Origin of the sequence: Streptomyces sp. NPDC048603 (assembly GCF_043199475.1) — a bacterium.
Lineage (GTDB): Bacteria > Actinomycetota > Actinomycetes > Streptomycetales > Streptomycetaceae > Streptomyces.
In genome coordinates this window covers 211,780-237,722 of the sequence record NZ_JBICVY010000009.1, presented here as the reverse complement: position 1 = coordinate 237,722, position 25,943 = coordinate 211,780, and the positions used below count along the sequence as shown (strand labels likewise).

The 25,943-nt window shown below is 73.9% G+C and carries 22 protein-coding genes and 1 pseudogene; 10 read left to right on the top strand and 13 right to left on the bottom strand.

The annotated features are described in order from the left end of the window. Window positions 1-16 precede the first annotated feature (16 nt). Complete coding sequence (locus ACGFQ9_RS23820) at window positions 17-1,891, bottom strand: hypothetical protein (RefSeq protein ID WP_393576323.1); 1,875 nt, start codon at window positions 1,889-1,891, stop codon at window positions 17-19. Window positions 1,892-2,108: 217 nt separating this feature from the next. On the opposite strand from ACGFQ9_RS23820, the gene ACGFQ9_RS23815 reads away from it, so the two are divergent. Next, window positions 2,109-3,359 carry an aminotransferase class III-fold pyridoxal phosphate-dependent enzyme gene (locus tag ACGFQ9_RS23815; RefSeq protein WP_393576322.1) on the top strand — a complete coding sequence of 417 codons (1,251 nt, stop codon included), beginning with the start codon at window positions 2,109-2,111 and terminating at the stop codon, window positions 3,357-3,359. Between the two features lie 89 nt (window positions 3,360-3,448). Next, window positions 3,449-7,417 (top strand): hypothetical protein, encoded by a 3,969-nt coding sequence (locus ACGFQ9_RS23810; protein WP_393576321.1) that lies wholly within the window; start codon window positions 3,449-3,451, stop codon window positions 7,415-7,417. A gap of 65 nt (window positions 7,418-7,482) precedes the next feature. Here the strand turns inward: ACGFQ9_RS23810 and aac(3)-VIII are convergent, their stop codons facing one another. The 3 genes from aac(3)-VIII to ACGFQ9_RS23795 all read right to left on the bottom strand — a co-directional run bounded on the left by aac(3)-VIII (window position 7,483) and on the right by ACGFQ9_RS23795 (window position 10,625). Further along, window positions 7,483-8,349 carry an aminoglycoside N-acetyltransferase AAC(3)-VIII gene (gene aac(3)-VIII, locus ACGFQ9_RS23805; protein WP_393576320.1) on the bottom strand — a complete coding sequence of 289 codons (867 nt, stop codon included), beginning with the start codon at window positions 8,347-8,349 and terminating at the stop codon, window positions 7,483-7,485. A 101-nt stretch (window positions 8,350-8,450) separates the two neighbouring features. Further along, window positions 8,451-9,425 (bottom strand): glycosyltransferase family 2 protein, encoded by a 975-nt coding sequence (locus ACGFQ9_RS23800; RefSeq protein WP_393576319.1) that lies wholly within the window; start codon window positions 9,423-9,425, stop codon window positions 8,451-8,453. A gap of 237 nt (window positions 9,426-9,662) precedes the next feature. After that, on the bottom strand, window positions 9,663-10,625 hold the full coding sequence (locus ACGFQ9_RS23795) for a LysR family transcriptional regulator (RefSeq protein ID WP_393576317.1): 963 nt from the start codon (window positions 10,623-10,625) through the stop codon (window positions 9,663-9,665). 146 nt (window positions 10,626-10,771) lie between these two features. Between ACGFQ9_RS23795 and ACGFQ9_RS23790 the strand changes: the two genes are divergently transcribed. After that, complete coding sequence (locus ACGFQ9_RS23790; RefSeq protein WP_393576315.1) at window positions 10,772-11,308, top strand: cupin domain-containing protein; 537 nt, start codon at window positions 10,772-10,774, stop codon at window positions 11,306-11,308. A 209-nt stretch (window positions 11,309-11,517) separates the two neighbouring features. On the opposite strand, the gene ACGFQ9_RS23785 is transcribed toward ACGFQ9_RS23790, so the two are convergent. Both ACGFQ9_RS23785 and ACGFQ9_RS23780 read right to left on the bottom strand, forming a co-directional pair. Beyond that, window positions 11,518-12,033: a hypothetical protein gene (locus tag ACGFQ9_RS23785; RefSeq protein WP_393576314.1), complete on the bottom strand. Its 516-nt coding sequence runs from the start codon at window positions 12,031-12,033 to the stop codon at window positions 11,518-11,520. Between the two features lie 114 nt (window positions 12,034-12,147). After that, complete coding sequence (locus ACGFQ9_RS23780) at window positions 12,148-12,765, bottom strand: DUF3995 domain-containing protein (RefSeq protein WP_393576313.1); 618 nt, start codon at window positions 12,763-12,765, stop codon at window positions 12,148-12,150. Window positions 12,766-13,001: 236 nt separating this feature from the next. Between ACGFQ9_RS23780 and ACGFQ9_RS23775 the strand changes: the two genes are divergently transcribed. The 4 genes and pseudogenes from ACGFQ9_RS23775 to ACGFQ9_RS23760 form a co-directional block, all read left to right on the top strand. After that, a complete protein-coding gene (locus tag ACGFQ9_RS23775; protein WP_393576537.1) occupies window positions 13,002-13,376 on the top strand; it encodes a DUF4440 domain-containing protein in 375 nt (124 codons plus the stop codon). 70 nt (window positions 13,377-13,446) lie between these two features. Continuing rightward, entirely contained in the window at window positions 13,447-14,040 is a 594-nt protein-coding gene (locus ACGFQ9_RS23770; protein ID WP_393576312.1) for an EF-hand domain-containing protein, read from the top strand. A gap of 436 nt (window positions 14,041-14,476) precedes the next feature. Continuing rightward, the gene (locus tag ACGFQ9_RS23765; protein ID WP_393576310.1) at window positions 14,477-15,412 is read left to right on the top strand and encodes a Rieske 2Fe-2S domain-containing protein; all 936 of its coding nucleotides are present in this window, start codon (window positions 14,477-14,479) and stop codon (window positions 15,410-15,412) included. A 206-nt stretch (window positions 15,413-15,618) separates the two neighbouring features. Next, window positions 15,619-16,260, top strand: a pseudogene (locus tag ACGFQ9_RS23760) (phosphatase PAP2 family protein); the annotation flags it as partial. A gap of 39 nt (window positions 16,261-16,299) precedes the next feature. On the opposite strand, the gene ACGFQ9_RS23755 reads toward ACGFQ9_RS23760, so the two are convergent. The 3 genes from ACGFQ9_RS23755 to ACGFQ9_RS23745 are packed head-to-tail and all read right to left on the bottom strand — an operon-like array spanning window position 16,300 to window position 19,549. Further along, complete coding sequence (locus ACGFQ9_RS23755) at window positions 16,300-16,989, bottom strand: response regulator (protein WP_393576535.1); 690 nt, start codon at window positions 16,987-16,989, stop codon at window positions 16,300-16,302. Between the two features lie 17 nt (window positions 16,990-17,006). Further along, on the bottom strand, window positions 17,007-18,491 hold the full coding sequence (locus ACGFQ9_RS23750) for a sensor histidine kinase (protein ID WP_393576309.1): 1,485 nt from the start codon (window positions 18,489-18,491) through the stop codon (window positions 17,007-17,009). 47 nt (window positions 18,492-18,538) lie between these two features. Beyond that, window positions 18,539-19,549, bottom strand: coding sequence for a LysR family transcriptional regulator (locus tag ACGFQ9_RS23745; RefSeq protein WP_393576307.1), 1,011 nt, complete (start codon window positions 19,547-19,549; stop codon window positions 18,539-18,541). Window positions 19,550-19,641: 92 nt separating this feature from the next. Between ACGFQ9_RS23745 and ACGFQ9_RS23740 the strand changes: the two genes are divergently transcribed. Further along, complete coding sequence (locus tag ACGFQ9_RS23740) at window positions 19,642-19,926, top strand: hypothetical protein (RefSeq protein WP_393576306.1); 285 nt, start codon at window positions 19,642-19,644, stop codon at window positions 19,924-19,926. 15 nt (window positions 19,927-19,941) lie between these two features. Here ACGFQ9_RS23740 and ACGFQ9_RS23735 read toward each other — a convergent pair whose 3' ends face one another. Both ACGFQ9_RS23735 and ACGFQ9_RS23730 read right to left on the bottom strand, forming a co-directional pair. Continuing rightward, window positions 19,942-20,586: a dihydrofolate reductase family protein gene (locus ACGFQ9_RS23735; protein ID WP_393576305.1), complete on the bottom strand. Its 645-nt coding sequence runs from the start codon at window positions 20,584-20,586 to the stop codon at window positions 19,942-19,944. A 54-nt stretch (window positions 20,587-20,640) separates the two neighbouring features. Further along, on the bottom strand, window positions 20,641-21,654 hold the full coding sequence (locus ACGFQ9_RS23730; protein ID WP_393576304.1) for a LysR family transcriptional regulator: 1,014 nt from the start codon (window positions 21,652-21,654) through the stop codon (window positions 20,641-20,643). Between the two features lie 137 nt (window positions 21,655-21,791). Between ACGFQ9_RS23730 and ACGFQ9_RS23725 the strand changes: the two genes are divergently transcribed. Further along, complete coding sequence (locus ACGFQ9_RS23725; RefSeq protein WP_393576302.1) at window positions 21,792-23,069, top strand: MFS transporter; 1,278 nt, start codon at window positions 21,792-21,794, stop codon at window positions 23,067-23,069. Between the two features lie 62 nt (window positions 23,070-23,131). Here ACGFQ9_RS23725 and ACGFQ9_RS23720 read toward each other — a convergent pair whose 3' ends face one another. Then, window positions 23,132-24,094 (bottom strand): GlxA family transcriptional regulator, encoded by a 963-nt coding sequence (locus ACGFQ9_RS23720; RefSeq protein WP_393576301.1) that lies wholly within the window; start codon window positions 24,092-24,094, stop codon window positions 23,132-23,134. Window positions 24,095-24,251: 157 nt separating this feature from the next. On the opposite strand from ACGFQ9_RS23720, the gene ACGFQ9_RS23715 reads away from it, so the two are divergent. Next, window positions 24,252-25,151: an NAD-dependent epimerase/dehydratase family protein gene (locus ACGFQ9_RS23715; protein ID WP_393576300.1), complete on the top strand. Its 900-nt coding sequence runs from the start codon at window positions 24,252-24,254 to the stop codon at window positions 25,149-25,151. A 56-nt stretch (window positions 25,152-25,207) separates the two neighbouring features. Here ACGFQ9_RS23715 and ACGFQ9_RS23710 read toward each other — a convergent pair whose 3' ends face one another. Beyond that, complete coding sequence (locus ACGFQ9_RS23710) at window positions 25,208-25,930, bottom strand: hypothetical protein (protein WP_393576299.1); 723 nt, start codon at window positions 25,928-25,930, stop codon at window positions 25,208-25,210. Window positions 25,931-25,943 lie beyond the last annotated feature (13 nt).

Below are 25,943 nucleotides of genomic sequence, written 5' to 3'. Positions count from 1 at the left end.
GGGACGGAACGCCGGGTCAGCCGAGGGCGGCCACGTACTGCGCCTGCGACTCCAGTTCGGCCAGGATGCGGTCGGCGGTGGGGCCGGTCGGCTCCGGGTGGCGGCGGAGCCAGGTCTTGACGTTCCAGTGGAGGGCCTCACCGGCCAGGTGGAGCGCGGCGTCGAAGGCGCGGGCGTCGCCGGTGGCACCGGCCACGGACTCGCGCAGCAGGTCGCGGGCGGGCCCGTCGAGCCGGTTCTCGACGAGGAAGGAGGCGATCTCGCTCTCCAGGCAGCCGCCCCCGCCCCAGATCCAGTCCAGTCCGAACCGGCGCAGCCCCGTTCCGGCGAGCTGCCAGTGCCAGTGGGCGTGTCCGTACGGGAGCGGGGTGCGGAACAGCACTCCGTCGACACCGCCCACCGGCGCCCGGTCCGGGACCCGGCGGGCGAGCCAGTTCCCGTCCACCGGCAGCGGGCGGCCCGTACGGTCGCGCAGCCGGCGCAGGGCCGTGGCGAGCCGTTCCCGCGGGTCGTACTCGGCCTGCGGGCCCGGACGGCCCAGTTCGCCGAGTTCGCGCAGCCGGTGCCAGGAGCGGGCCACCTCGCCCAGGACCCGGCTCCGCTCGGTGCCGGTGAGTTCGGGCAGGGCCACGCGCAGCGGGCGCAGGTCCTGCTCGTGCGGCGTGACCAGGTATCCGTCGGCGAAAACGGTGCCGGCGGGGAGGAGGTCGCCCATGGCGTGCAGGGTGCGTGCGCAGTGCAGGCCGTGGGTGCCGGTGCCGATGAACCGGAAGTGGTACGCGGGCCCGGCCGTCCCGCCGGGTACGGAGGGCTCGGCCGGGGTCAGGGTGAAGGGCCTGCGGCGCGGGTCGATCCGGCGGGCCGCGCCCTCCTTCGGCGCGGTGGCGGGCGGAGTGCCGTACACGGTGGTGAACGTTCCCCGGAACGGCTCGGCCCGGTAGACAGTGCCGGCCGGCAGGGGCACGCCGGCCTTGCGGGCGCGTCCGACGAGCGGGGCCGTGTCGGCGGGTCCGGTGCCGGCGGGTCCGGCGAGCTGCCACAGCCGTGGCTCGCCGGTGCGTACCGGCGGGCGTTCGGCGGTCAGGCGCACCGCGGGGCCCGCGAGGTCGTAGAGGCGGCCCGGCGCGGCGAGGACGAAGCCGGGCGTACCCCGGTAGCGGGCGGCCAGGTGGTCGCGTACGGCCAGGGCGGTGGCCCCGGTGTCCGGCTGGTCGTCCACGAGGACGACGGCCGTGCCGGTCGGCAGCACGTCCGGGAGCGCGGCGAGTTCGGCCGCGGGCAGGGTGATGCCGTCCGTGCCGCGCACCGGCCGGAGGCTGTGCCAGGGACCGGCGGCGCGGCCGGCGTCCTCGGCGGCCGCCTGCCAGAAGGGCGCGAGGTAGGACCCGCCGGTGCGGACGGCGACCACGAGCACGGGCCGGGCCGGTTCCGGGCCGGTCAGCCAGTCGGCCGCCTGGGCGAGGGAGAGTTCGGGGTCGGCGAGGTCGTAGCCGTGGCACTCCGGGGTCTTCCAGTCCGTGGCGTGCCGCAGCAGGGCGGCGGTGACCGGGTCGCGGTGCGCGTCGGGGGAGCGCCACAGGGCGTCCACCGTCCGGGTGGCCAGGTGCAGGGCCCGCTCCACGGTGCGCAGGCGCGGGCCCGCGTCGCGGGCCGGCGCCTCGGGGGCGGCGGCCGTCTCGCGGGCCAGCGCGGTGCACAGCGCGCGCAGCCGGGCGGCGACGGCCGACGGTCCGGCGGGGTCGGCCGCGGTCTCGGCCGCGGCCGCGGCGTCGGAGAACAACTGCTCGGCGAAACAGGCGCAGGCGTGCAGGGCCGCCGCGCTCCCGTCCCGCCGCGCCGTGTCCACAAAGGCCCGGTGCAGGGCCGGGAGCGCCACGTCGGATGTCGTCACGTGCATTCCTTCCGAGGGGTGGGATCGCGGACGGCAGATCACGGATCGCGGATCACGGATCACGGATCGCGGATCGCGGATCGCGGATCGCGGATTTCTCATCGCGGATATCTCATCGCGGATCGCCGGTTTCCGGCGCCTTCGCGACCGGACCGCTTCGCCACTGTGCGCCCGCCCCAATTCCCTTTCAACACCATTCCTTCCCATGAGGTGAACAATGACGGAAAAGTCTTCACTGCTGGCCGAATTCCCCACCTGCCCGCGTGACGCGGACGACCGCCCACGGGTTTTCGTTTCGGGTTCCGGTGCACGGCTCGTCGATGAATCCGGATTCCGCTGGATCGATTTCGACAACGCCCGCGGTTCCGTTCTGCTGGGGCACGGCGATCCCGGCGTCGCCGAGGCCGTCGCCCGGGCGGCGGCCGGCGCCGACGGCTCGGCCACGGGCTGGAGCCCGCGCGTGGACTCCGTCCTGGAACGGCTGCACGCGCTGTGCGGCGGCGAGGTGGTCGGCCTGTTCCGGTCGGGTACGGCGGCGGTGCGGGCGGCCGTACTGGCGGTGCGCGAGGCGACGGGCCGGCCGCTGCTGCTGAGCTGCGGCTACCACGGCTACGACCCCATGTGGTATCCGTCCCCGGCACCGCTGGAGCCCAACGCCGACGGGGTGGTGGACTTCTTCTACGACCTCGGGCTGCTCGCGGAACTGCTGGCGCGGCCGGAGCGGGTCGCGGCGGTCGTGGTGTCCCCGGACCACATGCACCTGTCGCCCGAGTGGTACGCGGAGGTGCGGCGGCTGTGCACCGGGGCCGGGGTGGTCGTCATCGCGGACGAGGTCAAGGTGGGGCTGCGGTACGGGCCGGGCCTGTCGACGGCGGAGCTGCTGGCGCCGGACGTGTGGACGGTGGCCAAGGGCATGGCCAACGGGCACGCGGTCTCGGCGGTCGGTGGTCCGCGCCGGCTGCTGCGGCCGCTGAAGGAGGTGTCGTTCACCTCGTTCTTCGAGCCCACGATCCTGGCGGCGGCGGACGCGGCGCTGGCCCGGGTCGCCACCGGGGAGCCGCAGCGCGCCGCGCGCGAGGCGGGGGACCGCTTCCTGCGGCACGCCCGCAAGGCCCTCGCGGACGCCGCCCTGCCCGTCGAGATCGCCGGTGACGGCACGTTCTTCCAGTTCGTGCCCGCCACCGAGGAGCTGGAGGAGGACTTCTACCGGGCGTCGGACGCGGAGGGGCTGCTCTTCTACGCGGGCGACAACCAGGCGGTGTCCGCGGCCTTCGACGACGAGGTGCTGACGGACGCCGAGGAGCGGTTCACCCGGGTCTGCGGGCGGCTCGCCCGCCACGCGGGCACGGCCCCGGTCGACGAGGCGGGCCGTTACCGGGTCGCCTGGAACGTGCTGGACGGCCTGCGGGAGGCCGACCGGGACCGGGCGGCGACCGGGGAGCTGCTGGCCCGGCTGCTCGACGACTGATCCGCGGCACCGGATCCCGCGGAAATTCCCGCCGAGAGCACTACCCACCGAGAATCCGCACCGCACACGGAAAAGAACAGGCGACGGAAATGGGAACAGCACAGGAACGACAGCAAGAAGCGGCGTGGGAGACGGAGAGGTTCGGCGCGAAATGCGCCCGTCTCCTCACGCTGTACCGCGATCCCGAATTCACGGCGGTGACCCTTCCGGTGCTTCCGCTCGATCCCGCCGACGCGTACGAGTACCTGACCAAGGAAGGCGCGCCCGGCGGCCCGGCCCACCCCGTCCGGGAGGAACTCGTCGCCGGCTACGCCGCGTTCCTGCGGGACCGGCTCCCCGGCCTCGCCGGGGAACTGCGCGCGGTCTGCGGCGACGCGCCGTGGATCGTGCGCAGTTCGGGCGACGAGGACCAGGAGGAGAACGTCAACGCGGGGGGCTACGAGAGCCTGGTGTGCGGGCGCCCCGAAGAGCTGTACGCCACGGTCGCCGCGGTCGTGTTCAGCGGGTACGGCGAGCACGCGGTCGCCCAGCAGCGGCTGGCCGACCCGTCGTACCGCCCCTCGCCCATCGCGGCCTTCGTACAGCCCCTCGTCGATGCGACCGCGGCCGCACCCGCGCCCGCGGCGGCCCCCGCGGGCGGGCCGCCGGTACGGCCCGTACGGCCAGTACCGCCCGTGGCGGCCGTGGAGACCCCGCTGCCGGCGCCGGCGGACATGGACGCGCTGGCCGGGCTGCTGGTCCGGCTGCACGAGCGGTTCGGCATGCCCCGGCTGGACTCTGAGTGGGTGCTGGAGACCGACGCGGGCACGGTGTCCGTCACCGGTCTGACCGAACTCACGGCGGACGGGCGGCTGGTGGGCCAGCTGTCGCTCGGTTTCGGTTTCGCCTCCGCGCAGAAGACCGGTGACGGCGACAACAGCCTCGCCTGGCTGACCGGCGTCCCCGGCACCGTCCTGTGGCGGGGGTCCCTGCTGCGCCGGGTGGAAACCGTACGCTCCACCCTGGTCCAGGTCCGGCCGGCCGCCGCGTACGAACCGGAGCCCACGGTGGACGTGCTCACCGAGGAGTGCCGGGACGCCTGGCGGGCGGCCTGTGTGAGCGCGCCCGTGGACATCCTCGTGCCGCCGCGCCGGGTGCGGGCCTCCTCGTTCCTGACGTCGGTGCGGCTGGAGGACGCCTGGAGCCGCTACCTGCTGATGGACGCCGAGCAGCGGGAACGGCTCGGCCACGTGCTGGTGGAGCGGGGAAGCCCGGCGGAACACGCGGCGGTGATGTTCCGTCAGCACGGTGTCGCCGTGCTGCGGGGGCGTCCCGAGGACGTCCCGGAGACCGCTTCGTACGCCCTGGCCGACCCGTGGACTCGGGAGTGCCACTTCGGCACGGGCCGCCCGCCGGAGGTGGTGGCCGAGACGCGGCGGATGTCGGCCGTGCCGCAGGGCTGCCGACTGCTGTTCACCCGGGCGGAGTGCGAGGAGGCCGCCGCCGCGGTGCTCGCGGACGGCGTGCCGCCCGGCCCGGCGCTGATGCCGGGGGTCACCCGGCTGTACGGGCTTCCGCACGTGCCCTCGCGGGTCCGCGACCGGATCGTGCTGGACAGCTTCCGTCCGGCGGCGGACGTGTTCGTCCGGGACGGGGCCGAGGTGGCCTCGCCGGCCTTCACCGCCCGTACGGCCGAGGCCCTGCTGGCGGACGGGGTTCCCCCCGAGCGGGTGGCGGAGCTGGTGCCGGACGCGGACGGCGGATACGTGCGCGGGCTCCTGGCCGCCCGGGCGGCCGACACCGCCGGTGGCGCCGGTGAGGCCGCGGTCGAGGCCCTGCTGCCGCGCTGTGCCCGGACGGCACCGGCCGGGACGCTCGGCCCGGCCGTCGCGGGCGCGGCCGACCTGCGGCTGCCGGTGGCGCTGGCCCGGCTGGAGGACACGGCCGAGCTGTCGGACCGGGCGCTGACGGCGGTGCTCCCCCGGGTGCTCGCCCTGGCGGGCGCGCCCGGAACGGCGTACGCCGGCACGGACGGTGACACGCACGGCCGGACGTCCAAGGAGACGTACGACGAGGCGTACGACGAGACGTACGGCGGCACGGGGACGGAGGCGGCACTGGCCCTGCTCGGGGCGGTGGAGTCGCTCGCGGCGGCCATGCACGCGCTGGACGTGTACGACGCGGCCGAGCGGGACGAGGTGATCGCCCGTACGGTGGCCGCCCTGCCGGCCGGCGACCCGGCCCGCACGGAGGAGCTGTGCCGCTTCGCCGCCCGCTCCTCGGCCCCGCCCGCCGAGATCCACCGCCTGCTCGGACTGGCCGCCGCCGACGGCGGGTTCGCCGCGCTGTACCTGGCCGTCGAGCGGTGCCGGGTCGACCTCTCGGCGGCCGACGCGGGCGACGCGGCACGGCGCGGGCGGGCCCTGAACGAGGCGTACCGGTCCTACGCGGCCGCCGCCGCGTGGCAGGGCGGCGGGGCCGGATCCGGGGACGACGGGGTCCTGCTGGACCTGACCCGCGGCGACCTGATCGAGGCGTACGACAGCACCCTCAAACGGCTGCTGCTGGACCTGGTGGACCGCCCGGAACCGGCCGCCTACCGGGCCTATCTGGACGTCCTCGACGCCTGGCTGTCGCTGGCCGGCGCGTACGGCCTGTCGCCGGCGGAGGAGCGGTCGGTCGCCGGCTTCGGCGCCTGGGTCCGCGAGTGGCGCGGCCTGCCGGTGCCCGGGGACTTCGTGCTGGACGAGGAGCTCACCTGGGGCCGGCTGTTGGAGCTGGCCGCCGCGGGCGAGCCGGCCGGCGGGGAGCACGGACCGGGCAACCCGCACCAGCTGCACAACGCGCTGCACCAGTGGCTGCTGTCCCGTACCGCCCGCTACCCCGCCGAGCGGGCGCCTTCGGTGGTGCGTGAACTCCAGCGGCTGTCCGACCGCTTCGGGCCGGGCGGCAACAAGCTGCTGCGCTTCACCCGGGACGCGGTCGAGCTGGACGTCCCGCTCGGCATCCACAAGGCCAGCCTGATGTTCCGCCCCGACCGGGTGGAGGGCGAGTGGACGGAGCCGCCGGACGTCACCGAGGAGGACGCGGGCCGGCTGACGGGCCTGACGGTGCTGCTGGAGCGCTGCGGCGGCTGGTTCCCGGAGCTGGAGTTCCGCTGCGAACGGGTGCGGATGGCCGGCACCTGGACGCTGCGGGTGGAGGCCCGCCCGGCGGGCGGGCAGCGGTTCGCACCGGCCGGGATGCGGCTGGCGCTCGGCGTGTTCCGCACCCTGTTCGACGGCTCGTACGACTTCTCGTACGTGCCGGCCGGTGACGTGGCCGGCCTCGGCGGGGCGTTCCTTGAGCCGGAGTGGGCGGAGGTGTTCCGCGCCCTGGTCGGCTACCGGCTGGCGTACGAGGACGCCGAGCTGTTCGAGACCCTGGAGACGCTGCCGCTGGGCACCGCGATCGGCATGCTCTGCACCGACGGCCGGATCCGGTCCGAGGTGGCGGCGGCCTCCGCGGCAGGCCCGGAGGGAGCGGTGGCCCGGCTGGACGCGGCGTGGCGGCAGCTGGCGGAGACGGCGGATCCGGCGGACTGGATCGCCGCGCACAACGCGGTGCAGCAGCTCGCCCTGCTGGTGGCCGCGCGCTTCCCGGAGGCGGGGGTGGCGGCTCTGGGCGGGCCGGACCTGCCGGGCTGGGCGGACGTCCTGGCCGCGGCGCTGCTGCCGCGGGCGGACGTCCGCGAGGCGGTCGTCCGGGCCTTCGCGGAACGGCCGGGCGGGGAGGTGCTGCTGCCGGGCCGGGCGCCGTGGCTGGTGCTGTCGGAGGAGAACGCGGCGGACGTCGCCCGCCGGGTGCTGGCCGAACCGGCGGCGCACCGCCGGTGCAAGCAGTTCCTGGCCCACCGGTACGCCGACGCCCTGGCGGAGGCCGGGCTGCTGGCGGAGCTGGTGACCTGCCTGGAGGTGGTGCCGTACGGAGCCGGGCCGCGGCAGGAGGAGCTGCTGACGGCCGCGGTGACGGCGGCGGGCGGCCGGCTGCGCCGGGACATTCGCACGAAGCCGGGGGTGGGCGGCGTGACCGCCGCCTGAGGCGGCGGCGCCGCACCCGCACCGAACACGGTGCCGGGCGTGCCCTGGGCGCGCCCGGCACCGGTTCAGTCGGCGATCGCCGTCGGCGCGCCCAGGCGGCTCTCGATCCAGTCGACCCCGAACCGGACGACCTCCGGGGCCTCGAAGAGGTGGCTGGAGGCGGCGCCCACCCGCCCGGTACGGCCGAAGCCGGCGGCGAGCATGTCCTTGGCGATCACCGTGAACGGCCATACGCCCGGAGGGACCGCCCGTCCGTAGTCGAAGGCCTCGGTCTCGGTGTCGACGTCCCGGAACCGCCGCCACACCCGCTTCCCGTCGACCGTGATCGGCTGCTCGTACGTGACGTACCGCTTGCCGGGCGCCTCGGCGAGCGCCTCGGCGTGGTGCAGCAGGGTGAGCGTGTCGAGGGGCGCGCCGAGGAGGAGGACCCGCCCGCCGGCCTCGGTGAGCCGCGCGAGCGGGCTGCCGGGTCCGTGCGGGTCGTCCCACGGGTGATCGTCCGTCAGCCGGTGCGCGGCCGGGCCGACGGCGACACAGCCGGCGTCGGGGTGGCGGCTGCGCACGGCGCCCGGCCACTGCCGCAGCGCCTCGGGCAGCCGGCCGACGCCGTGGTCCGCCTCGCTCAGCAGCGGGTCGTAGGCGGGCCATTCGGCCCGGGCCGCCCGCTGCCACTCCTCGGGCCAGTCGGCGAGGTCGTAGGGCGGGGCGTCGTTCCAGCCGCAGTACGCCATCAGCGTGCCGGTGTTCCCGACGGCCTCGGCGAGGGCCTCGATGACGGTCCGGGTGCCGCCCGGGACGAAGCCGATGGCCGACATCCGGGTGTGGACCATGATGGTGTCGCCGCGGCGGACGCCCAGCGCCTCCAGGTCCCGTACCAGGCGGCTCCGGGTCACCGGGCCGCCGGCCCGCTCGAGGAGTTCCTTCTCGTCCACGCCGCACAACATAGCGCCGCGCCGGCCCGGTCCCGGCCGCGTACGTCGGGTTTCGGCCGTCCGCGGACACACCCCACGGGACGGGGATCAGCGGACGGGGATCAGCGGACGGGCTCGGCGGACGGCGCTGCCGCGCCGCCGGTGTCCGGGACGGACCCGCCGGCGAGGAGTTCGGCCGCGAGGTCGTGGCGGCCTTCGCGGACCAGGGTGAGGGCCAGCCGGCGACGGAAGGCCTGCGTGAGGCGGGGGACGTCGCCGTGGCCGATGCTCCCCCGGCGCAGGGCGATGGAGACCGCCTGCCGGAAACCGTCGGTGTCGACCTCGGCCTTCCGCCGGTAGTAGTCGGCGCCGATGCGGTCGCGGTCCGAGGAACCGCCGCCCTGCTGGGGGATGCGGTAGCGCCCGGGAATGCTCGGCGCGTACGTGAAGCCGGTGCCGCCGGCCGACATCCGGAGCCAGGTGTGGGCGTCCTCGGAACCGCGGACCTCGGGGAAGGGGTGGTCCACGGCCAGGGCGGTGCGGACCGAGACGGTCGAGGTCAGCGAGGTGTAACCGGTCTCGGTGCCGATGCGTATCCAGGCGTCGGCGCCCTCGACCGGGGCGTTCCGGTGGGAATGGAGGATCTCGCGGATCGAGGGGGTCAGGCGGCCCTCGGGGACCTCGTGGCCGTGCTCGTCGACGACGGTGAACGGGGAGTAGACGAAGTCGGCTTCCGGGTGGTCGGTGAGGATGCGGCGGGTGACTTCGAGCCGGCGGGGGTGGGCGAGGTCGTCAGCGTCCTGGAACAGGATGATCTCGGCGCCCTGGTCGGCGGCCCAGCGGACGCCGGTGTTGCGGCAGGCGCCCTGCCCCCGGTTGGTCTCCTGCCGGATGACGTGTACGCGGTCGGGGCAGGCGTCGCGCAGTTCCCGCAGCCGGTTCCGGTCCTGCGGGCGCGGGCTGGCGTCGTCGACGACGACCAGGCGCCAGCCGGGGTCGGTCTGGGCGTGGAGGCCGGCGACGGACTGCGCCAGGTACTCCGCGGAGGCGTTCCCGTCGCCGTAGTAGGGCATGACGAAGACGGCGGATCCGTTCACAGAGGGCTCCACATGGTCGGGCGGTCGGGGGGTCGGGGGGGGCGGGGGGTCGGGGGGTCGGCGTCGGTGGGTCCGCGGTCCACGGGGTGGGCCAAGGGTGAAGCGACCGCCGACGCAACGCGTGTCGGGGGCATCCGGGCCGTCCGGGCCAGCCATGGGATCCCTGAGCTCCCTGAGCTCCCTGGGCTCCCTGAGCTCCCTGAGCTCCCCGGGCCGCGACCAGGACCCCCCTGATGATCACATCATCATGTAAATCCCGCTCCGGGCCCAGGCATGGCCGCCCGAAGGCCGCACCCGGGCCGCCGTCGCCGTCGCCACCGTCGCCGACGTCACGTGTGCCGGCGTCGTGCCGCGGCCACCAGATGCCTGACCGCCGGGGTGCCGCCCTGCCCGCGACGGGTGACCAGGTAGGCGGTGGCCGTGGGGCCGGTGAGGGGGCGCAGGGCGGCACGTGGTGCCGGGGGCAGATCGCCGAGCGGGTAGAACACCGTCCAGGAGGGCTCCTCGGTGGCGATCTCGTGCAACGTCGCCTCGAACGGGCGGGCCGGGCGGCGGTACGAATCCCGCGTCCCGGCACGCCGACATGATCAGCTCGTGGAACGCGGGGTTGTTGCGCGGTGGTGCCAGGCGGAGGGGCAGGCCCTCCAGTTGTCCGAGCCGGAGCCGCTCGTGCCCGGCGAGGGGATGTCCGGGGGGAACCGCCACGATCAGGCCGTCCGTCCACAGCCGGGTGAAGTCCAGTCCGGGCGCGCCGTCGAGCACGCGCACGATCGCGGCGTCCAGCTCACCGGAGCGTACGGCGGCCAGGCGCGCGTCCGGCGCGAGGCGGTGGAGCCGGACGCGCAGGGCCGGGGCGTTCCGGGCCAGGTCGTCGAGGAGCTCGTAGGTGCGGGCGTCAAAGGCCCGCGTGGTGCCCAGCCGCAGAGACTGCCGGGCCTCGGCGGCCACCTCCGCGGCGACCGCGCGGGTGCGCTCCACGGCTGCCAGGACGGCACGTGCCTCGCCGAGCAGGCGTTCACCGGCAGGGGTCAGCCGCACCCGCCGGCCGGACCGGTCGAACAACATGACGCCGAGCGAGCGTTCGAGACGCTGGATCTGCTGGCTGACGGCTGCCTGGACGATGTGCAGGCCGCGCGCGGCGCTGCCGAAGCCGCCGCTCTCGGCGACGGCGACGAAGTACCGGAGCTGCCGGATCTCCATCTGCCATTCCCCCTCCACCGTTTCCCCGACCCATCACGATCGGTGATCACCCTGACGGTGAAGTGCTTCTTGGACGGCTCTTGTTCCCGAGGTGTGCTGGTACGGCGAACAACCCACCGCACGCGATCGCCGGAACAGGAGCCACCGTGCCCACACCCACACCCACACCCGTACCCGCCCACCGGGCTGTCGTCGTCCACGCTGCCGATGCCGAGGTGCTCGACGGGCCGAGTCCGATGCGTCTGCTGGCCGACAGCGACGCGTTCGGCGGTGCGCTGAGCGTCTCCAGCGGCCGGATCGCCGCCGGTACCGCCCTTGCCAAACCGCACCTCCACGTACGTTCCTGGGAGGTCTTCCACGTGCTTGACGGGGCCTTGGAGATGCTGCTGGACGAGGAGGTCGTCACGGTCGGGCGCGGCGGCCTGGTCGCGGTGCCGCCGGGCGTGGTCCACGCGTTCGGCGCGGCCCCGGACGGGCCGGCCGAGCTGCTGGTCCTCATCACACCGGGAGTCCGGCGCTTCGACTACTTCAGGGCGCTGCCCAGGGTGCTGCGCGGCGAGCTCGCCCCGGAGGAACTGGCCGGGATGCAAGAGGTCTACGACGTCCACTTCCGCGAAAGCCCCCTGTGGGAGCGCACCCTCGCGGCCCGCCGGGCCGCAGGACCCCGGGTGCGCGAGGCATGAGCCGGCTTACCCGGCCGTCGGTCGCTTCGGTCGCTCCGGTCGCTGCCGCGGACGCTTCGGTCGCTGCCGCCGACGCTTCGGTCGCTTCGGTCGCTGCCACATACGTGCAGGTCAGAGGTCTGGTAGATGGATGGCAGGGACTGAAGCGACTGAACTTCGGAATTGGTTCAACGGAAGCTGGAGGTCCGCCTGACGCGCGGTTCGGGCACTCACCCGGCGGCGGCGGTCAGGGCGAGGGCGGCGGCACCGAAGACGATGACGTGGCGGGCGTTCTGCAGGAACCACACCCAGCGGGGGAAGCCGGACTCGGCGGCCTTCAGCAGTGCGGCGACGTCGATGCGGGCCAGCATGGGGTCGCCCTTGCGGGCGAAGGCGGCCCGGACGGAGCCGGTCGCGGTCAGGTTGCTGTAGAGGATCAGGCAGTTGATGGCGAAGACGACGCCCATGACGATCCAGTTCAGCGCGCCGGCCCAGGAGCTGCCGGTGAGGTTGAGGGTGGCGGTGGCGGCCAGGACGGCGGCGATGCCCACCGGCGCCCAGGTCTCGTGCCCGCCGGCGTCGAACCGCATCCCGTTCTCCTCGAGAACGGTGGTCCGCACACCCTGGCGGCTCAGCTCGGCGTGGGCGGCGGCGGTCGCGGTGGCTCCGTAGCGGGCCCGGACCACCGGGATGCTGAGGAAGGCAACGGCGACGGACAGCTGCATGGCGGCGATGAATGCGTTCACGGTCGGTTCCTCCTGAAGGCGTGCGCCGGTTCCGGCACTTCACTTGCACTAAGTACAAGACGAAGGTAGCCCAGGACTTGAACACTGTGCAAGTGGCCCCGTGGACGTCGAGACTCAGGTGGACGACGAGTTGGAGGAGCAGTGGTCGGCGCGGAGGCGGTGGCGGGCGGCGGCGCCGAGCATGACGCCCCAGACCACGAAGAGGGCGTACCAGAAGAGGCCCCAGGCGGCCTGGGGGTGCGCGTCCTTGGCGGCGAAGGCCGGCGCGGAAACGACGCGTTCGGCGGCGAGCAGGTACTGCATGGCGAAGTAGGTGAAGCCCCACAGCGTCATGCCGACCGAGGCGATCGCGGCGGGGACGGCGAGCAGACGGCGCGGGAGCCGGCGGGCCCGGGGGTGGACCAGGGCGACGGCGAGGACGGCACCGAGGACGGCCACGCCGCCCATCACCCAGTAGCCGATCGCGGCCCCCCAAGTGCCGTGCGGGGCGGTGGCGAAGTCGCCGGGGAAGGTGGCACCGATGCCGGCACCCCACCAGAAGTGGGGTGCCGCGTAGGCGAGCGCGGCGCCGGCGGCCACGTAACCCGTCCAGCGGCCACGGCGGGCGAAACCGTCACGGCGGCGGCCACGCTGTGCCGGGGTCACCATTGCGGTCGCGGTCGTCATGACCACCGGCATCGTCGCCGTGCCGGCCGTGCCGGCCCTGCCGGTCGTGATCATCGTGCTTGCCATGGTTGCCCCCGAGGTTGCGGGCGGGGGCCGGTTGCCTCCCGCTCGGTTCGAGTCTGTCCCGGTGGCCCCCGTCGCCGGATCGACCGGCTGACGGATCTGCCGGGACGTTTCTCCCCCGTGCGGGGGAGCGCCCTTGCCCCCCGGGCAGGAGTGGGTGACGATCAGCCGTGAAGCGTCGTCACCCAGGGGAGGGGCAGGCACCGGTGTCCGAGGTCAAGGCCGAGCTCGATCAGTTGATGCGCACGTTCCTCGGCGCCTTCACCAACACCGGCGGCGGCCGGGCGGACGTCGGGGCCGTGCGGGAGGTGTTCATCCCGGAGGGGATGATCATCAGCAACCTCGGGGGCGATCCCGTGGTCTACGACCTCGACGGGTTCATCGAGCCGCGGGAGAGGATCCTCTCGGACGGGACGCTGACCGAGTTCTCCGAGTGGGAGGTCGCCGAACGGACGGAGATCTTCGGGTCGATCGCGCACCGGTTCAGCGAGTACCGCAAGTCCGGGCGCCGCGACGGCGAGTGGTTCGAAGGGTCGGGGCACAAGACGACCCAGTTCGTCCGTACGCCGGCCGGCTGGCGGATGAGCTCCATGGCCTGGGACGACGTCGCGTAGACCGCGGCGGGACACGCCCCCGGGTGCCGGAATCAGGGGGCGGGGGGCGAGCGGCGCCTAGGCTCTCGGCATGGGTGCCGAGAAGGCGGCTGTGGCCGACGAGATCTTCGACCGCCTGGACGCGGACGGTGACGGAACGGTGGTCGCGGACGACTACCGGGCGAACGCGGAGCGGCTGCTCCAGTCGTACGGCATGGGCCCGAGCTCGCCGAAGGGGCGCGCCCTGATCGAGGCGAGCCTGGCGCTGTGGGAGCGGCAGGCCGAGATGGTCGACCGCGATCGCGACGGACGTATCGGGCGGGAAGAGTACCGGGAGTGGTTCGCCGCACTGGCCGCCGCCGAGGCCGGGTCGGGAGCCGCCGCGCTGTCCGCCACGCAGGCCGATGCGGGCACCGCTGCGGACACCGCGGCCGGTCTCCCTACCGGGGTGTTGGAGGTGATGGCCGTGCTGCACGCCCAGTTCACCGTGGCGGACCGGGACGGGGACGGGCGGATGGACAGCCACGAGTACACGGTGTGGCGGAGCCTGAGGAGCGTCCCCGCGGAGGTGGCGGCGGCCTCGTTCGGGCTGATCGACGCGGACGGGGACGGTGTGATCACCTGGGACGACTTCGTCGCCGCGGAGCGCCGCCACGGCTTCGCACTCCTCTGGTTCGGGCCTTAGAACTCCTGACGGAAACGTCCTGCGCGGTTCGCCGAGATCTCGCCAGACACGGGCGACGTCCATGCACACCCGGCCGCGGCGCTCTGCGTCGGCAGGGCTGCCAGTCGATCTCCACTGCGTGGGTCAGAGCCTGGTGTTCTCCCCGATGAAGGAGTACGGGCTGCCCGCTCCTCGCCTCAAGGCTCCTTGGGAGCGCCGCCCTGCCCTGCACGGTGAGGCCCGCCGCGGCCTCCGCCGCACGGCGGCCGGTGGGCCTGACCGCTGGAGAGCCGGACCGCGGCCGGCCGCTACCGTGGCCGCCGGGATGCCGGTTCGCCACCGACCAGGCGCAGCAGCGGGCCATCGCCCCGCAGCCATGACCGGGGCAGATCCCCCATCTGCGCGACTACGCCGTCCGGCTCAGCCCGGACCGCACCGGTGCAGGAAAGCGGGCAGCGTGATTCCCATGGGAACCTTCATCGCCCGTATCAGCGCCGCCGTGCGGCCGGACGGCCATGTCAGGGACGGTATCGGCGTCCGGACGCTGAAGGCGCTCGACGCCATGGCCGGCGCAGAGGAGCTCGACGCGGTCACCGAGCCACTGAAGCGCGCCGTCCAGGCCCTGCCGCTGGGGCGGTTGCGCGGCGTACTGCACGGCCGCCCCTTGGGCCACCCGCTGCACCCGGCCCTGGTCCAGATTCCGGTCGGCGCATGGATCTCCGCAGGTGTTCTCGACTGCGTGCCCGGCTCGGAGCGCGCCGCGCGCCTGCTCGTCGCGGTCGGCGTGGTCACGGCCGCCCCGGCGGCGTGGACGGGCTGGGTCGACTGGGCCGAGCAGCACGAGCAGCAGATGCGGACCGGCCTGCTGCACGCGGTGTCGATCGCCGCCTCGGTGGGCCTGTACGGCGCGTCATGGGCCGCCCGCTCGCGCGGCCGCAGCGGGCTGGGGCGCGCGCTCGGCTTCGCGGGACTGACAGCGGTCGGCACCGGGGCCGCTCTCGGAGGCCACCTCGCCTACCGGCAGGCCGCCGGCTCGAACAAGGCGGAGCCTGTTGCCCATGTGGTGCCGCCCGGATGGCACACACTCGGGCCCGTCGGGGAATTCGCCCCGGGCGAGGCGGTGCGCCGCATGATCGGCGAGGTGCCGGTGCTGGTGGTGCAGGAATCCGACCACGTCTACCGCGTCCTGGCCGACCGGTGCAGTCACTGCTCCGGCTCTCTGTCGCAGGGGAAGATCGCCGACGGCTACGCGACCTGTCCTTGGCACGGCAGCGTCTTCCGCCTCGTGGACGGCTGGAACGTGGGCGGCCCGGCCACCGCCCCGCAGCCGACCTTCGCCACCCGTACCGACGCCAAAGGTTGCCTTCAAGCGCGCCTGCCCGATGCCGAGTGAGCCCTCGGGTAGTCCTTGAGCACCTCCAGGCGCTCACCGCGCCACGGTCGGCGCGGTCGGCGCGGTCGGCGCGGTCGGCGCGGTCGGCGCGGTCGGCGCGGTCGGCGCGGTCGGCGACCATGGCTGTCAACCCTGACGATCGTCCAGGGCCGGTGTTGCCGTTCGGCCCGGGTCCCTGATCGCGCCCGCTTCTACGTTCCAGCCTCATGGAACGAGAACTGCGGAGGAAGAACCGGGCCGGTCGGATGCTCGGTGCGCTGGGCGTCCTGGGTGTGGGGGCGGGAGTCGTCATCCGGCTGTCTCCCGGTGGGCTGGGCGACGAGGGGGCCGTCGAGGTCACGGGCGGAGCCTCGGCGTCCGCGTACCGGTCTGTGACGGGGGTGGTGGCGGACGCGCCGTCGTGGCTGGGCCCTCTCCTGGAAGTCGCCACCGAGGGCACTCTCGTGATCCTCGGGATGGTGCTGACCTGGAGGTGGTGGACGGCGGTCCGTCGCGGTGACGTACGAGGGGTCGCCGGAACCGTGCTGACCGGCATCGGCACCGTCGTGGCCTATGCGGTGAGCGAAGCGGTGAAGCAGGTGGTGGACGAGGAGCGGCCTTGCCGTGCGTTGCGCGCGGGAGCCGAGCTCGTCGCGGAGTGTCCCGGAGCGGGGGACTGGTCGTTCCCGAGCAACCACTCCACCCTGGCCGCCGGGTTGGCGGTCGGTCTGGCGTTGCTGTGGCCCCGCCTCGCCGCGGTCACGCTGTTACTGGCCGGGGCCGCCGCGCTCCTGCGCGTGCTGGTGGGGGTCCACTACCCGCACGACGTGCTCGCCGGCGCGGCGCTCGGCGGCACCGTGGTGACGGCTGTGCTGCTCGCGTTCATGCCACTCGCCCAGGGCGTGGTGTCACGGCTGCGGAGGCTGGGGAAAGTGCAGAGGAACGATCCCGGACTCGTGGGCCACGACCGCGGCGGCAGCCCGGTTGTCCACCCCCAGCCCCGCCAGAATGGAACTCACGTGGGCTTTGACCGTTCCCTCCACCACGTGCAGCCGCCGGGCGATCTGACCGTTGGACAGGCCGCTCCCGAGAAAGGCCAGCACCTCCCGTTCCCGGGCCGTGAGGGCGGCGACCCGGTCACGGGCGGCGGAGCGCCGGCCGGCCAGGGTGCCCGCACCCGTCGCGGCGAGGTGCGCGACGACCCGGGCCGCGACTTTCGGTGACAGGTAGGCGGCGCCTCCGGCCACCGCGCGGACTCCGGCGATCAGCTCCTCCGGCTCGCCCGACTTGATCAGGAAGCCCGCCGCACCACCGCCGAGCGCCTGCAGGATGTAGTCGTCCTCACCGAAGGTCGTCAGCATGATGACGCTCGTGGCCGGCACCGTACTGCGGATCTCCGCCGCCGCGTCGATGCCGCTGATCCCCGGCATGCGGATGTCGAGTACGGCCACCGCGGGGCGGTGACGCCGGACCAGTTCCACGGCGTCGTGCCCGTCGACGGCCTCGGCGACGACTTCGATGTCCGGATCCGTGGCGAGTACGGCGCGCACCCCTGCGCGGATCATCGGTTCATCGTCGGCGATCAGCACCCGGATCATCACGCGCTCACCCGCGCTCACGGGGTGAGCGTGTCCAGGGACACCAGGGTGTCCGCCCGGAAGCAGAGCCGGTAGGCGTCCCCGGACCGGTCGTCGAACCGGTCGGCCGTCATCGCGTAGTACTCGCACGTCATGCCTTCTCCTGTCGTCTCCCCGGTCAGCGGTCGGTGGTTCGTCTGCCGGTCCGGCAGATACCGCTCCACCTCGGAACGATCTTGCCCCACGTGCAGGCGGGCGTAGTCTCCCGGGTCCAGGACCGACCGTGACGCCGACAGCACCTCCCAGCCGATGAGCGCTCCGCTCAGCAGCGCTCCCGTCACCAGGGGCACCATCACCGCGGCGACCAGGGCCCGGCCGACACGGCGCCGGGCCCGGCGGTGTTCCTGCGGCACCTCGAAACCGCGGGAGGCCGCGGGCGCGAGCGGCGATGGCGGGGGCGTATGGGGGATCCGCGCGACGACCGCGTAGCCTCCGTCGCGCGGGCCGTGGTCGAAGGAGCCGCCGGCCAAGCGCACCCGTTCTTCGAGACCGATCAGGCCACGCCCCCCGCTCCGGGGCTGAGGCTGAGGCTGAGGCCGGGGCTGGGGCCGCAGGTTGGCGGCGGACGATGGCGGGCCGTTCTCCACCACGACAGTCGTCTGCGTGGCCGTATGCGTCACATGCACGGTCGCCGCCGAGTCGGGCACGTGCTTGGCGACGTTGGTCAGCGCTTCCTGCACGACCCGGTGAGCCGCCCGTTCGACCACCGGCGGCAGCTTCTCCGTGGCGCCGGCGCCGTCGATGCGCAACTCCACCGCGAGCCCGGCCGCGGACGCCGCTGATGTCAGGCCCGCGAGACTTGAGCCGCCTGGGTCCTTCAGCGTGCCGTCGGCCGCCTCCTCCTCACGCAGGACGCCGATCACCTCGCCGAGGCGCTCCACAGCGGCGGCGGCTCTGGCCCTGATCTCGCCCGCGGCCCTGCGATGGTGCTCTTCAAGACCCGGCGCCAGTTTGAGCGCGCCGGCCGACAGGGCGATCAGGCTGAGGTCATGGCCGAGTACGTCATGCATGTCCTGGGCGATACGCGTCCGCTCGCGCAACCGGGCGTGGTCGGCGATCAGCTGCTGCTCGCGTTGCAACTGTTCGGCACGCTCCCACCCCGCCCGGAGCAGCTGCCGGTACTGGCGCCAGAACCGGCCCGCGAACCAGGGCAGCATCGTGGCGACGACCACCACTGCCACGAACCGGCCGGCCAACGGGAGCCAAGCGGGCACGAGGGACAGCGCCACCACGCCGGCCGCGAGGATCGCGAGCAGAGCGAGCGCTGTCGGCGCGCTCCGTCCCGGCCGCCGGCCCGCCAGGAACGCGGCGCCGGCGGCCAGGGCGGCCCACCACGGGTTCACCATGCTCAGGCCCGCGGCCGACGCGGCGGCGGCGGACGCCGCAAGGGCTCCTGGGTCAAGTGCCCGTCGCGGAGCAGCGGTTCCGGGTTCCGTCTCACTGTTGATCGTCGTACCGTCCACGGAGGCGACGCTACGGACATCGGGAACCGTCCGGCACTGCCGAAAGTTCAATCCGCGCCGATGCCGGCGGCCGGCGGCCGTACCTCGGGGGCGTCGCCGTGCGGGCCGTCTCCGGCCGCGCATCGGCGTACCCGTTCGCGGAGCCAGGCGTGCGTGGGGTCGGCATCGTTGCGGGGGTGCCAGGCCATGCCGACGGAGAGCGGGGGGAGGTCCAGCGGGATCTCGAACGTGTGCAGGCCCAGGGCCTCCGGGCAGTATTCGCCGAAGCCGGCGGGGGTCAGGCAGACGAGGTCCGTGTCGCGGCACAGGAACAGCGCGGCGGCGTAGCCGGGGACGGCGACGGCGACCCGGCGGCGGAGGCCGAGTTCGGCGAGGCAGGTGTCGACGGGGCCGCGGAGCCGGCCCCTCCGGGAGACGCTGATGTGGTCGGCGCGGGCGAAGGCGCGGGCCGTGACCCGCCGGCCGGTGGCCAGGGGGTGGCCCTGGCGGACGGCCGCGACCAGGCGCATCTCGGCCAGCGGTTCGACGCACGTCTCCGGGTCGGTGTGGTCGAGGACGCCGATCTCCAGATCGACCCCGCCCTCACGCAGCGCCGGGCCGCCCTCCAGGGACTCGGGCAGGAAGCGGAGGGTGACACCGGGCGCCTGCCGGGCCACGGCGGCGATCAGCGCGGGCGCGAGCCCGGTGAGGACCGGGTCGCTCGCCTGGACGTTGAACTGCCGCGTCAGCGCGGCCGGATCCGCCGGCGGGACCGCTGCGAAGAGGTCCCGGGCCTGCCGTACGACGGCATGGACGCGGGGGCGCAGTTCCAGGGCGCGCGGCGTCGGTACGAGCCGCCGCCCGGCCCGTACGAGAACGGGATCGCCGAGCGCACGCCGCAGCCGGGCCAGGGTGCGGCTCATCGCGGGCGGGGTCACCCGCATCCGCTCGGCGGCGCCGGTCACGCTCTCCTCTTCGAGCAGCGCGTCCAGCGCCACCAGCAGGTTCATGTCGAGCGAGACCGGGTCCGGCGTCCCGCCGCCCGTCGTCCCGCCGCCCGTCACTCCGCCACTCGTCACTCCACCGCCCGCTGTTCCGCCACTCACCCTGTGAGCCCCCTCACTCCGGACCGGCACCCCGTGCCCCGGAGGCGGGGCCGGTCGTCCCGGACATGAACGGCGGCAAGCTCTACCTGCAGCGGCTGAGCTCCGAAGGCCCCTGGAAGCTGCCGTACCGCTGGGGCACGGTCGGCACCGTCGACGCACGGGTCGCACGGGTGACGGCCACGTACGGCAACGACACCGTCGAAGCGGCCCTCGACCACGGCCGCTTCGCGGCCACGGGCGTCCTGACCCGCACCGTCACGAAGGCCCCGCGCATCAAGGGCTACGACGCCCAGGGCAAGGAAATCTACGACTCCGACCACGACAAGACCTACGACAAGCTCATCCCGTAACGGCCGACCGACGCCTCACTTCCGCCAGAACAAGTGGTGGGTCACCCCGCTCGGGCTGGGTACGACCTCGAGGTGGAAGCGGTCCAGCAGTTCGTCCGGGGAGTCCCAGAGGCGTAGTCCGGATCCGAGTTTCACCGGCGAGACCGCTACGTGCATGGTGTCGACGAGGTCGGCGTCGAGGAACTCCCGGATGGTGGTGACCCCGCCGCCCAGCCGTACGTCCTTGCCCTGCGCAGCCTCACGCGCCAGCCCGAGGACCGTCGCCGGGTCGCCCCCGACGAAGTGGAAGGTGGTGTCCGAGAGCGAGAACGAAGGACGCGGGTGGTGCGTCATGACGAACACCGGGGTGCGGAACGGGGGCTCGTCACCCCACCAGCCGCGCCACTCGTGGTCCTTCCAGGGACCGCGCTGGGGCCCGAACTTGTTGCGGCCCATGATCTCGGCTCCGATGTTGCGTGCGTAGTCCCGGGTGAAGTAGTCGTCCAGGCCCCGGCTGCCCCCGGGGTCCGTACGCATGGGCCAGCTCGCCGTGGCGCCCGCCCAGGCGAACAGCCGCCCGGGGTCGACGTGCCCGAAGGGGCGCTCGAAGGTCTGGTCCTCGCCGGCGCCGATTCCGTCACTTGAGAGAGCGAAGTTCTGGACTCTCAGCAGCTGGGTCACGTGTTTCCTCCTGTGTCGGTGCAGTAATGGTGAGACTGTCCGAGCCGGAAGGACTCATCGCCGCGCCCCATACGGAACGTCCGGAACGTCTGGAGCAACCGGAACAGCCGGAACAGCCGGAACAGCCGGAACAGCCGGAACGACCCAGCCCGGTGTCCAGGTCCCGCCGGCGTCGAGGCCGCCGGCCGGTGCGGCGGCCAGGTGGGCGCGGAGGGTGGCCAGCGCCGGGTGGGGGTTGTCGCGGTGCCAGAGGAGCGAGTGCGGGTAGACGGGCGTGGGGTCGGTCACCGGGATACGGCGCAGTCCGTGGCCGGCGGGCCAGACGAGGCGGGTGTCCTCGCCCATGAAGGTGGCCAGGGACGGGGTGTCGGCGACGGTGTCGAGGAGCGCGTCGGAGCCGAAGTTGGGGCCGGTGGCCTCGATCGTGAGGCCGAACTCGGCGGCGAGGTCGTCGTAGTAGGCGGCCCACTCGGTACCGGGAACGATGCCGGGCATCCAGATCCGGTGGCCGGCGAGCCGGGCGACGGGCACCGACCGGGCTCCCGCCAGCGCGTGGCCGGGGCCGGTGAGGAGCTGGAGCGGCTCGTCGAGCACCCGGACGGACTCGATGTCCTCGGGCAGGGGCCGGCCGGGGGCGGCGACGGCGCGGAAGGACGCGTCGATCGCGCCGGACCGGATGGCGGCGACGGCCGCCCCGATGTCGGACAGCATCAGTACGTCGAGCTCGATCCCCGGGTGGGCGCGGTGGAAGCCGCGCATCAGGCCGGACGGCGCGACGCGCGAGGCGATCACGTCGACGCGCAGCGGACGGCGGCCCGGGCGTACGGACACGACCGCGCGCTCGGCCACGCGCAGCAGTTCGCGGGCGTGCGGCAGGAAAGCCTGCCCGTCGATGGTGAGCTCGGCGCCGCGCGGGGTTCGGGTGAACAGCCGCACCCCGAGGTCCCGTTCCAGTGCGGCGATGCGCTTGGAGACGGCCTGCTGGGTGACCGCGAGCTCGGCGGCGGCGTCCTGGAATCGCCCCGCCCCGGCGGCGGCGACGAAGGTCCGAACGGTGTCCAGGTCCATGCCGACAGCCTACGGACACAACCATCCGTTGTGCCGGACGGCCACATGGTTGTTTGATCCCTTGGCATGGCGCTCGCTTTGATGCTGCCGATCACGAATCGGTTGTGCGGGTGAGTCGCGAGGGGGATCGGACGGACATGGGGAGCGGACACCGCCTGGGGCGGCGGTTCGGGTGGCTCTGGGCGGCGTACGGAACCAGCGCGCTCGGTACGTGGCTCGCCTTCGGGGCGTTCCCGCTGATCGCCATCCGAGTGCTGCACGCCGGACCGGCCGAGGTCGCCGTGCTCTCCTCGGTGGGGGCCGCGGTGGGCGCGGCCGTGGCGGTGCCGCTCGGCCCCTGGGTGGAGTTCCGCCGCAAGCGGCCGGTGCTGATCGCGATGGACCTGGTGCGGTTCGCGGCGCTGCTGACGATCCCGGCCGCGTACGCGCTCGGCCTGCTCACCTTCCTCCAGCTGCTGCTCGTCTCGGTGGTCGTCGCGGCCGCCGACATCAACTTCCGGGCCGCCTCCGGCGCGTACCTGAAGACGCTGCTGCCGGCCGAGGACCTGCTCGTCGCCAACGCCCGGTTCGAGTCCACGGCGTGGACGACCACGATCGTCGGACCGCCGCTGGGCGGCGCGGCGATCGGGCTCCTCGGCCCGGTGGTGACGGTGGCGGCCGACGCGGTCAGCTACCTCCTCTCCGCCCTGGGCATCCGCGCGATGGGCGGATCCGTGCAGGTGGCCGAGCCGCCGCCCGGGCGCCGGGGGGCCGAGGCCGCGCGCCTCCGGCCCCGGGACCTGCTCGACGGCTGGCGGTACGTCCTCGCCGACGCGATGCTGCGTCCGCTGTTCGTCAACACCACCCTGTTCAACGGCCTGGTGATGGCCTCCTCGCCACTGCTGGCCGTCCTGATGCTCGGAGGACTCGGGTTCGCGCCGTGGCAGTACGGCCTCGCCTTCGCTGTGCCCTCGATCGGCGGGCTGCTCGGTGCGCGGCTGGCCCGGCCACTGGTCACCCGGTACGGGCAGTACCGGGTCCTGGTCACATCCGGGGCGCTGCGCGCCCTCTGGCCCGTGGGCCTGGCCTTCGTCGGGCCGGGCGCCGGGGGGCTGCTGCTGGTGATGGGCGTCGAGTTCGGGCTCATCCTCTGCTGCGGGGTCTACAACCCCGTTCACGCCACCTGCCGCCTGGAGCGCACCCCGACCGACCGGGTCGCCCGCACCCTGTCCGCCTGGGCGGTGACGACCAAGGCCTCGACCGCGCTGCTGACGGCCGTCTGGGGCGTGCTCGGCAGCCTCCTCGGCCCGCGTACGGCCATCGCCCTGGCCGGCGTCCTCCTGCTGGCGACCCCACTGCTGCTCCCCCGCCGCCCGGCAGCACATCCCTCCGAACCGCAACGGGCCCGAACCACAACAGGCCCGAACCGCCCCTGACCCCTGACGGCCCGTCACACCCGTCACACCCGTCACGCTCGTCACCCCGGCTCCACGCCGGGTCACGCACCGGGCTTCGCACTCGGGCGGTGAGTAAAGGCGCCCCGGTAGGCGGCCGGGGTCATGCCGATCTGGCGGCTCAGGTGCTGGCGGAGGGACTCGCCCGAGCCGAGGCCACTGCTGCGGGCCACTTGGTCGACAGTGAGGTCGGTGGTCTCCAGCAGCTCGCGGGCCCGCAGCAGCCGCTGCTGGAGCAGCCATCGGAACGGGGTCACACCGGTCTCGGCCGTGAAGCGGCGGGTCAGGGTTCGCACGCTGACTCCGGCCTGACCTGCCAGGTCGTGCAGGGAGATCGGCTGGTCCAGGTGCCGCAGCGCCCAGATGCGGGCCGCATCCAGCGAGGAGTCGGTCCTGGCCGGTAGTGGCGTCTGCACGAACTGCGCCTGCCCGCCATGGCGCACCGGGGTGACCACGGCGGCGCGGGCCGCCGCGTTGGCCACGGCCGCGCCGTAGTCGGAGTTGATCAGGTGCAGGCACAGGTCGATCCCGGCGGCCGAGCCCGCACCGGTGACCACCGGTCCGTCCTCGGCGAACAGCCGGTCGGCGTCCACGCGCACCGCGGGGAAAGCGCGCTGCAGTTCCTCGGCCAGGGCCCAGTGGGTGGTGGCGGTACGGCCGTCGAGGAGACCGGCCTGGGCGAGGACGAAGGCTCCGCTGCAGATGGAGGCAATGCGCTTGCCCGCTGCTGCCGCCTCCCGCAAGGCGTTCAGTGCGGCCGGCTCGGCGTCGTGCCGGCTGGCGGTGGAGGGGACGATCACCGTGTCCGCCGCTGCCAGCGCCTGAAGACCGTGCCGGATCACCACCCCGATACCACCGGAGGCTGCGACCGTACCGGGCACGGCGGTGCACACCGTCACCTCATAACCGGGCCGTCCCTCGAACTCGGCGGCCTCGAGCAGCGTCGACGGCATGGACAGGTCGAAGGGCTTGACCGCAGGAACGGCCAGTACGGCGACACGATGCATGGCTGGATCCTTGGACTCCATGGCATTCAGGCCACTGACCCTACCCTCCGTCCGCACGGCAGAGTTGGGCGAGCGGTCGGGGCCCCGCGACCCAAACCTCCCGTTCGGGGAGGCGTTCAGCGTTCCATTTCTTGAGGGAAAGCGGAGACAAAACGTCATGGCTGAATCAGTCGTCATCGGAGCGGGCGCGACCGGGGTCGCGACCGCCAGGCAACTGGCCGACAGCGGCAAGCAGGTCCGTCTCATCACCCGCAGCGGCAGTGGCCCCGACCATCCCGGCATCGAACGGATCGCCCTGGACGCGGGCCGCACCGACGAGCTGGCCGAAGCACTGGCCGGAGCGACCACGGTCTTCAACGCCGCCATGACCGCCTACCACACGTGGCCGGAGACCATGCCGCCGTTGTTCGCCTCCGTCCTGGCCGCGACCGAGCGGGCCGGCGCCGACTACGTGATGCTCGGCAACCACTACGGCTATCAGCAGACCACCGGGCCGGTCACCGAGCGCACCCCGATGGCCCCGCACACCCGAAAGGGCCGGGTGAGGGCCGAGCTGTGGCGGCAGGCCAGGAACGCCCATGACGAAGGGCGGCTGCGGGCCACCGAAGTGCGGGCCGGCCAGTACCTGGGGCCGGGCGCGGTCTCGGCGTTCACACTGCTGGTCGCGCCCCGGGTCCGCGACGGCGAACTGGCTCTCGTCCACGGCAACCCCGATGCAGCGCACTCGTTCTCGTACACCGAGGACGTAGCGGCGGCGCTGGTGGCGGTCGGCGGCGGCGACGAGCGGGCCTGGGGACGGGCCTGGCACGCCCCGGTGATCACCACGACCCTGCGCCGGGCCGCGACCGGCCTCGCCGAACTCCACGGAGCGCCCGAACCGCGGCTGGAGCCGCTCACCGAACGGGACATGGCGCTGCTGTCCTTCACCGATCCGCTGTGGCGGGAGTTCGCCGAGATGGGCTACATGTCCGAGCGTCCGTTCCTCGTGGACGACAGCGACATCCGCGACGCCTTCGGGCTGAAGCCTTCGACGCTCCGCGAAGCCCTGTCGGCCTGACGCCGTGGTGGGCGGGCGGGCCGGGCTCCCGGCCTGCCCGCCCCGCGCCCGGACACTCAGCTCCTCCCGGCCGCGGGGCGGATGAGGACCTCGCTGCCGAGCGGGGTGAAGCCGACCGCCAGGAAGGCGCGCAGGGAGCGGGAGTTGCCCGGGGACACGGCGGCGAAGACCGGTTCCCCTTCGGGGACGAGGGTGAGGGCGTCGAGGAGGAGGGAGCGGCCGACGCCGCGGCCCGCCTTCTGGCCTGCGGCCTCGTCGAGGGCGATGCCTATCTCGTGGCGTCCGGCCAGGCCTCGGCCGACGGTGACGAAGCCGCGCTCGTCGCCGTGGACGCGTACGTCGGCGCGTACGGCACGGGCGTGCCGGACCCGGGGGTGGTCGTCGAAGTCGTCGCGTTCGCCGAGGGCGGGGGCGGTCCCCGGTCTGCCGGAGCCGCGCGCGACGAGGCTGGCATCGGTGACGCCGACCCAGCCGCCGGGGCCGGCGAGGTGCAGCAGGAACGCGGGGGCGTGCGCGAGGCCGAAGCCGTCGGGGCCCTGGGCGAGCACCTCTTCGGCGGGCAGGCGGGTGGCCACGAAGGCGTGGCCGGTGAAGGCGAAGGAGCACTCAAGGCCGCCGTCGAAGGGCGGCAGTACGGTCACGCCGCCGTCGATCTCGGGGAAGCGGCCGTCGGCGGCGGCGAGGAGGTGGGCGAGCAGGGGGTGTTCGCCCGGCTGCGGGGTCTGGTGCGGGTGCTGATGCTGGTGCGGGTGCTGGTGCGGCTCCGTGTTGATGATCATTCCCCGGACCCTA

Excerpts from the sequence above, each read along its gene's own strand:
- ACGFQ9_RS23815 (WP_393576322.1), top strand. The coding sequence starts at position 2,109 with ATGACGGAAAAGTCTTCACTGCTGGCCGAATTCCCCACCTGCCCGCGT.
- ACGFQ9_RS23810 (WP_393576321.1), top strand. The coding sequence starts at position 3,449 with ATGGGAACAGCACAGGAACGACAGCAAGAAGCGGCGTGGGAGACGGAG.
- ACGFQ9_RS23795 (WP_393576317.1), bottom strand. The coding sequence starts at position 10,625 with ATGGAGATCCGGCAGCTCCGGTACTTCGTCGCCGTCGCCGAGAGCGGC.
- ACGFQ9_RS23780 (WP_393576313.1), bottom strand. The coding sequence starts at position 12,765 with ATGGCAAGCACGATGATCACGACCGGCAGGGCCGGCACGGCCGGCACG.
- ACGFQ9_RS23775 (WP_393576537.1), top strand. The coding sequence starts at position 13,002 with ATGCGCACGTTCCTCGGCGCCTTCACCAACACCGGCGGCGGCCGGGCG.
- ACGFQ9_RS23770 (WP_393576312.1), top strand. The coding sequence starts at position 13,447 with ATGGGTGCCGAGAAGGCGGCTGTGGCCGACGAGATCTTCGACCGCCTG.
- ACGFQ9_RS23755 (WP_393576535.1), bottom strand. The coding sequence starts at position 16,989 with ATGATCCGGGTGCTGATCGCCGACGATGAACCGATGATCCGCGCAGGG.
- ACGFQ9_RS23740 (WP_393576306.1), top strand. The coding sequence starts at position 19,642 with ATGAACGGCGGCAAGCTCTACCTGCAGCGGCTGAGCTCCGAAGGCCCC.
- ACGFQ9_RS23730 (WP_393576304.1), bottom strand. The coding sequence starts at position 21,654 with ATGGACCTGGACACCGTTCGGACCTTCGTCGCCGCCGCCGGGGCGGGG.
- ACGFQ9_RS23725 (WP_393576302.1), top strand. The coding sequence starts at position 21,792 with ATGGGGAGCGGACACCGCCTGGGGCGGCGGTTCGGGTGGCTCTGGGCG.
- ACGFQ9_RS23720 (WP_393576301.1), bottom strand. The coding sequence starts at position 24,094 with ATGCATCGTGTCGCCGTACTGGCCGTTCCTGCGGTCAAGCCCTTCGAC.
- ACGFQ9_RS23715 (WP_393576300.1), top strand. The coding sequence starts at position 24,252 with ATGGCTGAATCAGTCGTCATCGGAGCGGGCGCGACCGGGGTCGCGACC.
- ACGFQ9_RS23710 (WP_393576299.1), bottom strand. The coding sequence starts at position 25,930 with ATGATCATCAACACGGAGCCGCACCAGCACCCGCACCAGCATCAGCAC.